This is a genomic window from Enterobacter mori LMG 25706 (genome assembly GCF_000211415.1).
Taxonomy (GTDB): domain Bacteria; phylum Pseudomonadota; class Gammaproteobacteria; order Enterobacterales; family Enterobacteriaceae; genus Enterobacter; species Enterobacter mori.
This window is the reverse complement of the sequence record NZ_GL890775.1, coordinates 164,894-178,175: the sequence shown is the minus strand read 5'-3', so window position 1 is coordinate 178,175 and position 13,282 is coordinate 164,894. Positions and strand designations below refer to the sequence as shown.

At 56.4% G+C, this 13,282-nt stretch carries 12 protein-coding genes and 1 pseudogene; 11 read left to right on the top strand and 2 right to left on the bottom strand.

What is annotated here, in order from left to right; genetic code table 11:
* The first annotated feature begins 12 nt into the window (after window positions 1-12).
* From cyoB to ENTMO_RS0105880, 5 genes are all read left to right on the top strand, one after another.
* Window positions 13-2,004 (top strand): cytochrome o ubiquinol oxidase subunit I, encoded by a 1,992-nt coding sequence (gene cyoB / locus ENTMO_RS0105900; protein WP_010428097.1) that lies wholly within the window; start codon window positions 13-15, stop codon window positions 2,002-2,004.
* Window positions 1,994-2,608 (top strand): cytochrome o ubiquinol oxidase subunit III, encoded by a 615-nt coding sequence (locus ENTMO_RS0105895; protein WP_006176900.1) that lies wholly within the window; start codon window positions 1,994-1,996, stop codon window positions 2,606-2,608. Before cyoB ends, ENTMO_RS0105895 begins: the two co-directional genes overlap by 11 nt.
* The gene (locus ENTMO_RS0105890) at window positions 2,608-2,934 is read left to right on the top strand and encodes a cytochrome o ubiquinol oxidase subunit IV (RefSeq protein ID WP_006809888.1); all 327 of its coding nucleotides are present in this window, start codon (window positions 2,608-2,610) and stop codon (window positions 2,932-2,934) included. The genes ENTMO_RS0105895 and ENTMO_RS0105890 overlap by 1 nt, the downstream gene beginning before the upstream one ends.
* An 11-nt stretch (window positions 2,935-2,945) precedes the next feature.
* Window positions 2,946-3,833 carry a heme o synthase gene (gene cyoE, locus ENTMO_RS0105885; RefSeq protein ID WP_010428092.1) on the top strand — a complete coding sequence of 296 codons (888 nt, stop codon included), beginning with the start codon at window positions 2,946-2,948 and terminating at the stop codon, window positions 3,831-3,833.
* A gap of 213 nt (window positions 3,834-4,046) precedes the next feature.
* Complete coding sequence (locus ENTMO_RS0105880; RefSeq protein WP_010428090.1) at window positions 4,047-5,408, top strand: MFS transporter; 1,362 nt, start codon at window positions 4,047-4,049, stop codon at window positions 5,406-5,408.
* Window positions 5,409-5,440: 32 nt separating this feature from the next.
* Here ENTMO_RS0105880 and ENTMO_RS23880 read toward each other — a convergent pair.
* Window positions 5,441-5,933 (bottom strand): annotated as a pseudogene (locus ENTMO_RS23880) (YajQ family cyclic di-GMP-binding protein).
* A gap of 125 nt (window positions 5,934-6,058) precedes the next feature.
* On the opposite strand from ENTMO_RS23880, the gene panE reads away from it, so the two are divergent.
* Complete coding sequence (gene panE / locus ENTMO_RS0105870; protein ID WP_010428088.1) at window positions 6,059-6,970, top strand: 2-dehydropantoate 2-reductase; 912 nt, start codon at window positions 6,059-6,061, stop codon at window positions 6,968-6,970.
* Window positions 6,933-7,523 carry a protein deglycase YajL gene (gene yajL / locus ENTMO_RS0105865; protein ID WP_010428087.1) on the top strand — a complete coding sequence of 197 codons (591 nt, stop codon included), beginning with the start codon at window positions 6,933-6,935 and terminating at the stop codon, window positions 7,521-7,523. Before panE ends, yajL begins: the two co-directional genes overlap by 38 nt.
* Before the next feature lie 67 nt (window positions 7,524-7,590).
* Here the strand turns inward: yajL and thiI are convergent, their stop codons facing one another.
* Window positions 7,591-9,039 (bottom strand): tRNA uracil 4-sulfurtransferase ThiI, encoded by a 1,449-nt coding sequence (gene thiI / locus ENTMO_RS0105860; protein ID WP_010428085.1) that lies wholly within the window; start codon window positions 9,037-9,039, stop codon window positions 7,591-7,593.
* A gap of 178 nt (window positions 9,040-9,217) precedes the next feature.
* On the opposite strand from thiI, the gene xseB reads away from it, so the two are divergent.
* The 4 genes from xseB to ENTMO_RS0105840 form a co-directional block, all read left to right on the top strand.
* Window positions 9,218-9,460, top strand: coding sequence for an exodeoxyribonuclease VII small subunit (xseB, locus tag ENTMO_RS0105855; RefSeq protein WP_003859094.1), 243 nt, complete (start codon window positions 9,218-9,220; stop codon window positions 9,458-9,460).
* Window positions 9,461-10,360 carry a (2E,6E)-farnesyl diphosphate synthase gene (gene ispA / locus ENTMO_RS0105850; protein WP_010428080.1) on the top strand — a complete coding sequence of 300 codons (900 nt, stop codon included), beginning with the start codon at window positions 9,461-9,463 and terminating at the stop codon, window positions 10,358-10,360.
* Window positions 10,361-10,384: 24 nt separating this feature from the next.
* On the top strand, window positions 10,385-12,247 hold the full coding sequence (dxs, locus tag ENTMO_RS0105845) for a 1-deoxy-D-xylulose-5-phosphate synthase (RefSeq protein ID WP_010428079.1): 1,863 nt from the start codon (window positions 10,385-10,387) through the stop codon (window positions 12,245-12,247).
* A 63-nt stretch (window positions 12,248-12,310) separates the two neighbouring features.
* Window positions 12,311-13,282 (top strand): aldo/keto reductase (locus tag ENTMO_RS0105840; protein ID WP_010428078.1); only part of this gene is annotated, 972 nt, incomplete at its 3' end.

The following is a 13,282-nucleotide window of genomic DNA, read 5'->3' as shown; positions in this document are numbered from 1 at the left end:
CCGAGGAAGAAAATGTTCGGAAAATTGACACTGGATGCAGTGCCCTACCACGAACCCATTATCGTGGTTACGGTGGCTGCAATTATCATCGGTGGCGCAGCCTTACTGGGCTTGATCACTTACTTCGGTAAGTGGAGCTACCTGTGGAATGAGTGGCTGACTTCGGTTGACCACAAAAAACTCGGCATCATGTACTGCATCGTCGGTATCGTCATGTTAATTCGTGGCTTTGCGGATGCGATCATGATGCGTAGCCAGCAGGCACTCGCCTCGGCGGGTGAAGCCGGCTTCCTGCCGCCGCACCACTACGATCAGATCTTTACCGCCCACGGCGTTATCATGATCTTCTTCGTGGCGATGCCGCTGGTTATCGGTCTGATGAACGTTGTCGTTCCGCTGCAAATCGGCGCGCGCGACGTGGCGTTCCCGTTCCTGAACAACCTGAGCTTCTGGTTCACGGTTGTCGGCGTTATCCTGGTTAACCTGTCACTGGGTGTGGGCGAATTTGCTCAGACCGGCTGGCTGGCGTACCCGCCGCTGTCGGGAATTGAGTACAGTCCGGGCGTTGGCGTCGACTACTGGATTTGGGCGCTTCAGCTCTCCGGTGTCGGTACGACCCTGACCGGTATCAACTTCTTCGTGACCATTATCAAGATGCGTGCCCCTGGCATGACCATGTTCAAGATGCCGGTATTTACCTGGGCATCTCTGTGCGCCAACATCCTGATCATTGCGTCCTTCCCAATCCTGACTGTCACCATCGCGCTGCTGACCCTGGACCGCTACCTGGGCACCCATTTCTTCACGAATGATATGGGTGGCAACATGATGATGTACATCAACCTGATTTGGGCCTGGGGTCACCCGGAAGTGTACATCCTGGTTCTGCCGGTCTTCGGTGTGTTCTCCGAAATCGCTGCTACCTTCTCGCGTAAACGTCTGTTTGGTTACACCTCTCTGGTGTGGGCAACCGTCTGTATTACCGTTCTGTCGTTCATCGTTTGGCTGCACCACTTCTTCACCATGGGTGCGGGCGCGAACGTAAACGCCTTCTTCGGTATTACGACCATGATTATCGCCATCCCTACCGGGGTGAAGATCTTCAACTGGCTGTTCACCATGTACCAGGGCCGTATCGTGTTCCACTCAGCAATGCTGTGGACCATCGGCTTCATCGTGACCTTCTCCGTAGGTGGGATGACCGGCGTACTGCTGGCGGTACCGGGTGCTGACTTCGTGCTGCACAACAGTCTGTTCCTGATTGCGCACTTCCATAACGTTATCATCGGTGGCGTGGTCTTCGGCTGCTTCGCTGGCGTAACCTACTGGTGGCCAAAAGCGTTCGGCTTCACGCTGAACGAAAAATGGGGTAAACGCGCGTTCTGGTTCTGGATCATCGGCTTCTTCGTAGCATTTATGCCGCTGTACGTGCTGGGCTTCATGGGTATGACCCGTCGTCTGAGCCAGCAGATCGATCCGCAGTTCCACCCAATGCTGATGGTTGCAGCGGGCGGCGCAGTGCTGATTGCCTGTGGTATCGCGTCTCAGCTGGTTCAGTTCTACGTGTCTATTCGCGACCGCGACCAGAACCGTGACCTGACCGGTGACCCATGGGGTGGCCGTACGCTGGAGTGGGCGACCTCTTCTCCACCGCCGTTCTATAACTTTGCCGTTGTGCCGCAGATCCATGAACGCGACGCATTCTGGGAAATGAAAGAAAAAGGTGAAGCGTACAAGCAACCTGCTCATTACGAAGAGATCCACATGCCGAAAAACAGCGGCGCGGGCATCGTGATTGCCGCATTCGCAACGGTATTTGGTTTCGCAATGATCTGGCACATCTGGTGGATGGCGATTGTTGGCTTCGCCGGCATCGTAATCAGCTGGATTGTGAAGAGCTTTGACGAGGACGTGGACTACTACGTACCAGTCCGTGAAGTTGAAAAGCTGGAAAATCAGCATTTCGACGAGATTTCTAAAGCGGGGCTGAAAAATGGCAACTGATACTCTGGCGCACTCAACTGCCCACGCGCATGAACATGCGCACCACGATACAGGACCGATGAAAGTCTTCGGTTTCTGGATCTACCTGATGAGCGACTGCATTCTGTTCTGCTGTCTGTTCGCAACCTATGCCGTTCTGGTGAACGGCACAGCGGGCGGCCCGACCGGTAAGGACATCTTTGAACTGCCGTTCGTTCTGGTTGAAACCGCACTGCTGTTATTCAGCTCCATCACCTACGGCATGGCGGCTATCGCCATGTACAAAAACAACAAGAGCCAGGTTGTCTCCTGGCTGGCGTTGACCTGGTTGTTTGGTGCTGGATTTATCGGGATGGAAATCTATGAATTCCATCACCTGATCATGGAAGGTTTCGGTCCGGATCGCAGTGGCTTCCTGTCCGCGTTCTTCGCGCTGGTCGGTACTCACGGTCTGCACGTAACCTCTGGTCTGATCTGGATGGCGGTACTGATGTTCCAGGTATCCCGTCGCGGCCTGACCAGCACTAACCGTACCCGTATCATGTGCCTGAGCCTGTTCTGGCACTTCCTGGACGTGGTATGGATCTGTGTGTTCTCTGTTGTCTATCTGATGGGGGCGATGTAATGAGTCATTCAAACGATCATGGCGCTTCCCACGGCAGCGTAAAAACCTACATGACAGGTTTCATCCTGTCGATCATCCTGACGGTGATCCCGTTCTGGATGGTGATGAACGGTTCTGCGTCTAAGCCGGTTATCCTGGGCGCAATCCTGGTAACCGCTGTGATTCAGATTCTGGTGCATCTGGTTTGCTTCCTGCACATGAACACCAAGTCCGATGAAGGCTGGAATATGACGGCCTTTATCTTTACCGTGATTATCATCGCTATCCTGGTAGTCGGTTCCATCTGGATTATGTGGAACCTTAACTACAACATGATGGTTCACTAAGAGCGGCGAGTATGTTTAAGCAATACCTGCAAGTAACGAAACCAGGCATCATCTTTGGCAACCTGATCTCCGTGATCGGAGGGTTCCTGTTGGCCTCTAAGGGCAGCATTGATTACACCCTCTTTATCTACACGCTGGTCGGTGTGTCACTGGTTGTTGCGTCCGGTTGTGTATTTAACAACTACATCGACATGGATATCGACAAGAAGATGGAAAGGACCAAAAATCGGGTGCTGGTGAAAGGCCTGATCGCCCCTTCCGTCTCGCTGGTGTACGCCACCTTGCTGGGTATTGCTGGCTTTATGCTGCTGTGGTTTGGTGCTAACCCGCTGGCCTGCTGGCTGGGGGTGATGGGGTTCGTGGTGTATGTGGGCGTCTACAGCCTGTATATGAAGCGTCACTCCGTCTACGGCACGCTGATTGGTTCTCTCTCCGGCGCTGCGCCGCCGGTGATTGGCTACTGCGCAGTCACGAACGAGTTCGACAGCGGTGCGCTGATACTGCTGGCTATCTTTAGCCTGTGGCAGATGCCGCACTCCTATGCCATCGCGATTTTCCGCTTTAAGGATTATCAGGCAGCGAACATTCCGGTTCTGCCGGTCGTGAAGGGCATTTCCGTTGCCAAGAACCACATCACGCTCTACATCATCGCCTTTGCTGTGGCAACGCTGATGCTCTCTCTGGGCGGCTACGCCGGGTATAAATATCTGGTGGTGGCGGCTGCAGTGAGCGTCTGGTGGCTCGGCATGGCGCTGCGCGGTTACAAAGTGGAAGATGACAAAGTCTGGGCGCGCAAGCTGTTTGTGTTCTCGATTGTCGCCATCACCTCGCTGTCCGTGATGATGTCCGTAGACTTTATGGTGCCGGATTCACACAACCTGCTCACTTACGTCTGGTAAGTGTGCTGAATTGAAAAAGCCAGGTTAATCACCTGGCTTTTTTTTTGCCCGGCGGCGCTACGCTTGCACGGGCCTACGGGATCGGTAGGTCGGGTAAGGCATCGCCGCCACCTGACGCGGTTTTGCACGATGGTAATATCTCTTAAACAAACACCTATTTACCGCAATTAACACCCCGCCTAAACTAGTGCCTGCTTTTGAATTGAGGTGGCAATGAACGATTATAAAATGACGCCGGGCGAGCTACGCGCGACCTGGGGTTTAGGGACTGTTTTCTCGCTACGGATGCTTGGCATGTTTATGGTCCTGCCTGTTCTGACCACGTACGGCATGGCGCTACAGGGAGCCAGCGAAGCGCTGATTGGTTTGGCCATTGGTATCTACGGACTGGCGCAGGCGGTATTTCAGATCCCCTTTGGGCGGCTCTCAGACCGCGTTGGTCGTAAACCACTGATTGTCGGCGGTCTGCTAGTCTTTGTACTCGGTAGCGTAATTGCCGCCCTCTCCCACTCTATCTGGGGAATTATTCTTGGCCGCGCCCTGCAGGGCTCCGGCGCGATTGCCGCCGCCGTGATGGCGCTGCTTTCAGATCTCACCCGCGAGCAGAACCGCACCAAGGCAATGGCCTTTATCGGCGTCAGCTTTGGCGTGACGTTTGCGATTGCGATGGTGCTCGGCCCTGTCATCACCCACAAACTGGGGCTGCACGCCCTGTTCTGGATGATTGCCGTGCTGGCGACCATCGGGATCGCGCTTACGCTGTGGGTGGTGCCGGACAGCAAAAACCACGTTCTGAACCGTGAATCCGGAATGGTGAAAGGCTGCTTTAGTAAGGTGATTGTCGAGCCGCGCCTGCTCAAGCTGAACTTCGGTATTATGTGCCTGCACATTCTGCTGATGTCCACCTTCGTCGCCCTGCCCGGCCAGCTTGCCGCTGCGGGCTTCCCTGCCGCCGAGCACTGGAAAATCTATCTGGTGACGATGCTGATCTCATTTGTCTCCGTGGTGCCGTTTATCATCTACGCCGAAGTGAAGCGCAAGATGAAGCGCGTTTTCGTGGGCTGCGTGGCGTTGCTGCTGGTTGCCGAGATCGTGCTCTGGGGCTCCGGCCCGCACTTCTGGGAACTGGTTGCTGGCGTACAGCTGTTCTTCCTGGCGTTTAACCTGATGGAAGCGCTGCTGCCGTCGCTTATCAGTAAAGAATCTCCGGCGGGCTATAAGGGTACGGCAATGGGCATTTACTCCACCAGCCAGTTCCTCGGGGTGGCCATTGGCGGCTCGCTCGGCGGCTGGGTGGACGGCCTGTTTGATTCGCAAACCGTGTTTCTCGCCGGTGCGCTGCTGGCGATGGTCTGGCTGCTGGTTGCCAGCACCATGAAAGAGCCACGCTACGTGAGCAGCCTGCGCGTGGAAATTCCGGAAGAGGTCGACGTCAGTGATGCGCTCAAACAGCGTCTGGAAGCAAAAGAAGGCGTGACTGAAGTGCTGATAGTGCCGGAGGAACGTAGCGCTTACGTTAAAATAGACAGCAAGGTGACCAACCGCTTCGAGGTGGAGCAGGCCCTGAAAGCTTAAAAAAATGCCCGGTTAAACCGGGCATTTTTGTCTTAATCGCGGAAATTTTTGAACTGGAACGGCTGTCCCAGATCGCCGCCGCGGATCAGCGCCATCACGCCCTGCAGGTCGTCGCGAGATTTCCCGGTCACACGAATCTCTTCGCCCTGGATTTGCGCCTGCACCTTCAGCTTGCTGTCTTTGATGAGCTTCACGATCTTCTTCTGCACCGCGCTCTCAATGCCCTGCTTCAGCTTCGCTTCCACGAACCAGGTTTTGCCGCTGTGGACAAACTCTTCCGGCACGTCCAGCGAGGTACCTTCAATGCCGCGCTTTAACAGCTTGGCGCGCAAAATGTCGAGCAGCTGATTGACCTGGAAATCAGACTCGCTCAGCACCTTAGTGGTCTTATTTGCGTCGTTTCAGTTCAAACGTCGCCTCAACGCCACGGAAATCGAAACGTGACTCAACTTCACGGCTGGCGTTATCCACGCCGTTACGCACTTCCTGGATATCAACTTCGGAAACAATATCGAAAGATGGCATCTTTTCTTCTCCCTTCATTTTTGTTGCGTTGCATAATACCCGCAACAAGGCATAACTCAAAAGCATAGTCGACGGCGCTATAATTAGGCAGTAACACCTGGCGCAGTTGCAGGTGAGGAGGAACAATGAAAATTACAGTGCTCGGTTGCGGAGCCCTGGGTCAGCTATGGCTGACCGCGCTATGTAAGCACGGACATGAGGTGCAGGGCTGGCTGCGCGTGCCTCAGCCCTATTGCAGTGTAAATCTGATTGATGAAGACGGAAGTATCTTTAACGAATCCCTTACCGCCAATGATCCTGATTTCCTTGCGCAAAGCGACCTGCTGCTGGTGACGCTCAAGGCGTGGCAGGTTTCCGATGCGGTAAAAGCGCTGGCCGCGCAGCTCCCCCCCACAGCCCCCATTTTGCTGCTGCATAATGGCATGGGAACCATTGATGAACTCAAGAGCATCTCGCAGCCGCTGCTAATGGCCACCACGACTCAGGCGGCGCGGCGCGATGGCAATATCATCGTGCATGTTGCGAGCGGCGTGACCCATATCGGTCCGGCCCGCGAGCAGGACGGCGACTACAGTTATCTGGCGGACGTGTTACAGAAAGTGCTACCAGACGTCGCCTGGCACAACAACATCCGCCCTCAGCTGTGGCGCAAGCTGGCGGTGAACTGCGTGATCAACCCGCTGACGGCGCTGTGGGACTGTCCGAACGGTGAGCTGAAAAACCATCCTCAGGAGATTGCCGCGCTGTGTGAAGAAGTCGCCTCGGTGATTGAACGTGAAGGCCTGCATACCTCGGCGGATGATTTACGTTATTATGTCGAGCAGGTTATTGATAGTACGGCAGAAAATATCTCCTCGATGCTGCAGGACGTTCGGGCTTTACGCCACACGGAAATCGACTACATCACTGGCTATCTGTTAAAACGCGCCCGCGCGCACGGCATCGCGGTGCCGGAAAACGCCCGACTGTATGACCTTGTTAAACGTAAGGAGAGTGAATATGAGCGCGTCGGCACTGATTTGCCTCGCCCCTGGTAGCGAAGAGATGGAAGCCGTCACCACTATCGATTTGATGGTGCGTGGCGGCATTAAGGTCACCACCGCCAGCGTCGCCAGCGACGGTAATCTGGCAATCACCTGTTCACGCGGGGTGAAAATCCTGGCGGATGCACCGCTGGTACAGGTGGCTGACGGAGAGTACGACATCATCGTCCTGCCCGGCGGCCTGAAAGGCGCGGAATGTTTTCGCGACAGCCCGCTGCTGGTTGAAACCGTGCGTCAGTTTCATTTATCCGGCCGCATCGTCGCGGCTATCTGTGCCGCAGCAGGAACGGTTCTGGTGCCGCACGATATCTTTCCCATCGGCAACATGACCGGCTTCCCGGGGCTTAAGGATACGATCCCGGAAGAGCATTGGGTGGATAAACGCGTGGTCTGGGATCCGCGCGTCAACCTGCTCACCAGCCAGGGGCCAGGCACCGCGATTGATTTTGCGCTGAAGATTATTGACCTGCTTGTCGGACGCGAGAAAGCGTACGAAGTGGCATCGTCGCTGGTGATGCCAGCGGGGATTTATAATTATTACGAATAGGTGTTCTCCCTCTCCCCGTGGGAGAGGGCCGGGGTGAGGGCAACAGGCCGCACTCCCCGGCGAGAATCTACGGGCGATACACCTTCACATTGGCAAAGCCCTGCTCGCGCAGATACAGCGCCTGCAGGCGGCTCATCACCCCGCGCTCACACCACAGCAGATACGTTTTGCTCTGGTCGAGATCGCCAAACTTGGTGCTCAGCTTGTAGAACGGAAGAGAAACCACGTCCACGCCTTCAACTTTCAGCGGCTTGTCATCCTGCTCGTCGATAGAGCGGATATCCAGAATCGCATCGTTAGCACCGAAACCGCTCACGGTTTCAACTTCAACCACGTCCTGCTCGGTCTGCTGGGCAATCTCGCGGATATCAATGTTGGACGCTTCCGCCACCACTTTTTCCAGAATGCCGAAATCGAAGTGCTCTTCTTCCGCTTCGATCTTCGCCTTCACCGCTTTCACGGTTGGGCTTTTTGAGATCACGCCGCAGTATTCCGGCATGGTGCGGGCAAAATCTTCGGTGCCGATTTCGCGCGCCAGATCGATGATGTGCTCTTTGTCGTGGGAGATCAGCGGACGCAGGATTAGCGTATCAGACACGTTGTCGATCAGACGCAGGTTGGTCAGCGTCTGGCTGGAAACCTGGCCCAGCGCTTCACCGGTCACCAGCGCCTGCACGCCGTAGCGTTCAGCCACTTTAGACGCCGCACGTACCATCATGCGCTTCAGCACCACGCCCATCTGGCCGTCGTCCACTTTTTCGAGGATTTCGCCGACCACGGGTTCGAAGTTGATCGCCACAAAACGCACGCGGTGGGAGCTGCCGAAGCGGTTCCACAAGTAATGCGCCACCTGACGAACGCCGATTTCATGCGCCGCGCCGCCCAGGTTGAAGAAACAATAGTGTACGCGACAGCCGCGGCGCATCAGCATATAGCTGGAGACGCCGGAGTCGAAGCCGCCGGAGATCAGCGACAATACGTCTTCCTGAGTGCCGATTGGGAAGCCACCGATGCCTTCATAGCGCCCTTTTACCAGCAGCAGGCGATCGTTTTCGATCTCCAGGTTCACGGTCACGTCCGGGTTGGTCAGACGCACGCGCGCCGTTTCGACGTGCTGGTTCAGACCGCCGCCCACGTAGCGCTCAACTTCAATAGAGCTAAACTCGTGCTTGCCGCGACGCTTCACGCGCACGCAGAAGGTTTTGCCTTCGATCTGATCGCGATACTGAACCAGCGCTTTTTCGAAGATGTCGTGCATAGAGGTGAAAGGGACGTCTTCCACTTCCAGAATATGGTGAATACCCGGAATACGGGTCAGCGCGTCGCGGATATCAAGACGTTTGTTTTCGTCTTTGGCGCGCACTTCCACGTGGTCCCAGTGACGCACCACGGCGAGCGTTTCGTCGTAGTGCTTTAATACGTTACGAATGTTCCCGGTGAGAATTTTAATAAAGCGCAAACGCACAGATTGGCTTTTGATGGTGATTTCAGGGAACAATTTAATGATAAACTTCATGGCGGCAATGTTTCTTAGGCAAGCGTATTAAGGCTTGTAATGGAAAATGATACAGCAGCCCACACCCGTGGCTGCATCCAGGCGCGCAAGTATACCACCATCGCGCCGCTCGCGTTATTTGATAATTGCCCCGAGTCCGTTACCATGATGGGGCGAAGAATATAAGAGTCAATTCACTATGCCGAAGAAGAACGACGCACCGGCCAGTTTTGAAACTGCGCTGAGTGAGCTGGAGCAGATAGTTACCCGTCTTGAGAGCGGCGATCTCCCGCTGGAAGACGCGCTCAACGAATTCGAACGTGGCGTGCAGCTGGCGCGCCAGGGGCAGGTTAAACTGCAGCAGGCCGAGCAGCGCGTGCAGATCCTGCTTTCCGACAGCGAAGACGCGAAAACCACGCCTTTCACACCGGACGCCGAGTAAATGGATTTTGCTAACGCGCTTCAGGCGCGCGTTGTCCGCGCCAATGATGCCCTGCGCCGTTTCATTGAACCGCAGCCTTTTCAGAACACTCCACTGGTTGAAGCCATGCACTATGGCGCACTCTTGGGTGGAAAGCGCCTGCGCCCGTTCCTGGTGTACGCCACGGGGAATATGTTCGGTATCAGCGATAACACGCTGGACGCCCCGGCAGCCGCCGTGGAGTGCATCCACGCCTATTCGCTGATCCACGACGATCTCCCGGCCATGGACGACGACGATCTGCGTCGTGGTCAGCCAACCTGCCACATTAAGTTTGGCGAGGCGAATGCCATTCTGGCGGGGGATGCTCTTCAAACGCTGGCATTCTCGATTTTAAGCGATGCACCGATGGCGGAAGTGGCCGATCGCGACCGTCTGGCGATGGTCTCCGAACTGGCAATGGCCAGCGGCGTCGCCGGGATGTGCGGCGGTCAGGCACTGGATTTAGAGGCGGAAGGTCGTCAGGTTAATCTGGAACAGCTGGAGCGCATTCATCGCCATAAGACGGGTGCGCTCATTCGTGCAGCCGTTCGCCTGGGCGCGCTGAGCGCGGGTGAACACGGGCGCAAAGCCCTGCCGATTCTGGACAGATACGCAGAAAGTATCGGTCTGGCATTCCAGGTTCAGGATGACATTCTGGATGTGGTGGGCGATACTGCAACATTGGGTAAACGTCAGGGTGCGGACCAGCAGCTTGGCAAAAGTACCTACCCCGCCCTGCTGGGTCTTGAGCAAGCCCAACGTAAAGCCCGGGACCTGATAGAGGATGCCCGCCAGTCGCTGAATCAGCTGGCCGCGCAATCGCTGGATACCTCGGCACTGGAAGCGCTAGCGGACTACATAATCCAGCGTGATAAATAAACAACCTATCTCGATGAGCCTTTGATGAGTTTTGATATTGCCAAATACCCGACACTGGCGTTAGTTGACTCCACCCAGGAGTTACGCCTGTTGCCGAAAGAGAGCCTGCCGAAGCTGTGCGACGAACTGCGTCGCTACCTGCTCGACAGCGTTAGCCGCTCCAGCGGCCATTTCGCCTCCGGGCTTGGCACGGTTGAGCTGACCGTGGCGCTGCATTACGTCTATAACACGCCGTTCGACCAGCTCATCTGGGATGTAGGCCATCAGGCCTATCCGCACAAAATTCTGACCGGTCGTCGTGATAAAATTGGCACTATTCGCCAGAAAGGCGGCCTGCACCCGTTCCCGTGGCGCGGCGAGAGCGAGTATGACGTGCTGAGCGTCGGTCACTCCTCCACCTCCATTTCAGCGGGTATCGGTATTGCCGTTGCCGCAGAAAAAGAGAACAAACAGCGCCGTACCGTCTGCGTGATTGGCGACGGGGCGATCACTGCGGGTATGGCCTTCGAGGCAATGAACCACGCGGGTGATATCAAGCCGGACATGTTGGTTATCCTTAACGATAACGAAATGTCGATCTCCGAGAACGTGGGTGCGCTGAATAACCATCTGGCACAGCTGCTTTCCGGCAAGCTTTACTCCTCGCTGCGCGAAGGCGGCAAAAAAGTCTTTTCCGGCGTACCGCCGATTAAAGAGCTGCTCAAGCGTACCGAAGAACACATCAAAGGCATGGTGGTGCCGGGCACGCTGTTTGAGGAGCTGGGCTTTAACTACATCGGCCCGGTTGACGGCCACGACGTACTGGGGCTGGTGACCACGCTCAAGAACATGCGCGACCTGAAAGGCCCGCAGTTCCTGCACATCATGACCAAAAAAGGGCGTGGTTACGAACCGGCGGAAAAAGATCCGATCACCTTCCACGCGGTGCCGAAGTTTGACCATACCAGCGGCTGTCTGCCAAAAAGCAGCGGCGGTATGCCGAGCTATTCGAAAATCTTCGGCGACTGGCTGTGTGAAACCGCGGCCAAAGACAACAAGCTGATGGCTGTGACGCCCGCCATGCGTGAAGGCTCCGGCATGGTCGAGTTTTCCAAAAAATACCCTGACCAGTATTTTGACGTTGCCATCGCCGAGCAACATGCGGTGACGTTTGCGGCGGGTCTGGCGATCGGTGGCTACAAGCCGGTGGTGGCAATTTACTCCACCTTCCTGCAACGCGCCTACGATCAGGTTATTCACGACGTTGCCATCCAGAAGCTGCCGGTGCTGTTTGCTATCGACCGCGCGGGCATCGTGGGTGCCGACGGTCAGACGCACCAGGGCGCATTTGATCTCTCTTTCCTGCGCTGCATCCCGGACATGGTGATCATGACGCCGAGCGACGAGAACGAATGTCGCCAGATGCTGTTTACCGGTTACCACTATCAGGACGGTCCGAGCGCGGTTCGCTACCCGCGCGGCAATGCCCTGGGCGTTGAACTTCAGCCGCTGGAAAAACTGGCGATCGGTAAAGGCCTGGTGAAGCGTCGCGGTGAGAAAGTGGCGATCCTGAACTTCGGCACGCTGATGCCGGAAGCGGCAAAAGTGGCCGAAACGCTGAATGCCACGCTGGTGGATATGCGCTTCGTTAAGCCGCTCGATGAGTCCCTGATCCTGAGCATGGCGGAAAGCCACGACGTGCTGGTGACGCTGGAAGAAAACGCCATCATGGGCGGCGCGGGCAGCGGCGTAAACGAGGTGCTGATGGCAAACCGTAAAGCCGTTCCGGTGCTGAACCTCGGCCTGCCGGATCATTTCATTCCGCAAGGTACCCAGGACGAAGCCCGCGCGGCGATTGGTCTGGATGCCGCAGGTATCGAAGCCAAAATCCGCAGCTGGCTGGCATAACCCCTCCCCTTTACCGCTCCTGCTATGCTTAAACCTCATGTTTAAAATAGCAGGAGCGGAACCGTGCAATACACTACGTTAGGAAAAACGGACCTGAAGGTTTCCCGACTTTGCCTGGGCTGCATGACCTTTGGCGAGCCGGATCGGGGAAACCACGCCTGGACGCTGCCGGAAGAGAGCAGTCGTCCGATTATCAAACGCGCCATTGAAGGCGGCATTAACTTCTTTGACACCGCCAACAGCTACTCCGACGGCAGCAGCGAGGAGATCGTTGGCCGCGCTCTGCGCGACTTTTCCCGGCGGGATGAGATCGTCGTCGCTACCAAGGTTTATCACCAGACGGGCGATCTGCCCGAAGGCCTTTCTCGCGCGCAAATCCTGCGTTCCATTGATGACAGCCTTCGCCGCCTGAACATGGATTACGTCGACCTGCTGCAGATCCACCGCTGGGATTACAACACCCCCATTGAAGAGACCCTTGAAGCGCTGAACGACGTGGTGAAAGCCGGTAAAGCGCGCTACATCGGCGCGTCGTCTATGCACGCGTCGCAGTTTGCCCAGGCGCTGGATCTCCAGGCACAGCACGGCTGGGCACGCTTTGTCACCATGCAGGATCACTACAACCTGATCTATCGTGAAGAAGAGCGCGAGATGCTGCCGCTGTGCCATCAGGAGGGCGTGGCGGTGATCCCGTGGAGCCCGCTGGCGCGCGGTCGACTGACCCGTCCATGGGGCGAAACCACGGCTCGCCTGGTATCGGATGAAGTGGGGAAAAATCTCTATGGCGGTACAGAAGCCAGCGATGCGCTGATTGCCGAGCGTCTGGCAGGCATTGCCGACGATACCGGTGCAACCCGCGCCCAGGTGGCGCTGGCATGGCTGCTGAGCAAACGCGGGGTTGCCGCACCGATTATCGGCACGTCGCGGGAAGAACAGCTGGATGAGCTGCTGAATGCGGTGGACATCACGCTGACGCCGGAGCAGGTTGCCGAGCTGGAGGCGCCGTATCAGCAGCATCCGGTGGTGGGGTTTAAG